This window comes from Streptomyces carpinensis, assembly GCF_002154505.1.
In the GTDB taxonomy this organism is placed as follows: Bacteria; Actinomycetota; Actinomycetes; order Streptomycetales; family Streptomycetaceae; genus Streptomyces; species Streptomyces carpinensis.
Genome location: NZ_MUBM01000265.1, coordinates 1 through 534 on the forward strand (window position 1 = coordinate 1; position 534 = coordinate 534).

General features: G+C 70.4%; 1 protein-coding gene. It reads left to right on the top strand.

Going from position 1 to position 534, the window contains the following annotated elements:
- Positions 1-339 (top strand): amidohydrolase family protein (locus BZY54_RS31605; RefSeq protein WP_143668160.1); only part of this gene is annotated, 339 nt, incomplete at its 5' end.
- Between the last annotated feature and the right edge of the window lie 195 nt (positions 340-534).

Sequence of the window (534 nt, forward strand, 5' to 3'; positions counted from 1 at the left end):
CACCGGGCGCAGGCGAGGCTGGCCTTCTCCAGCGACTGGAACGTCGCCGAGATGGACCCCATGGTGGGCCTGTACACGGCGGTGACCCGCCGGCCGCTGAACGGTGGCGAGGCCTGGATCCCGGAGGAGACCGTGGACATCGAGACCGCCGTGCACGCCTACACGATGGGATCGGCCTACGCCAATTTCCTGGAGAATGAGCGCGGTTCGCTCTCGGTCGGCAAACTCGCCGATCTGGTCGTCCTCTCTCGTGACGTGCTCACGGTCGAGCCCGCGGCCATTCCCGGAACGGTGTGCGACCTCGTCATGGTCGGTGGGCAGGTCGTCCATCGGACCTGAACCGGCGAGCCTCGGGCCCGACCCGATTCGGTTCGAGGCGGCAGAGCGCGAACGGTGGGCCCCGGCCTGGGCCAGTGGTCCGCACTGCCGCTTCCTCGCTCGTCGACCGCGCGTGGGCGGACGTTGGAGCGACCGGCAGTTGTGTCCGCCCGCGTTCCGTGGACGCCATGGCCGCGACGACGGCCACCGCGCCCG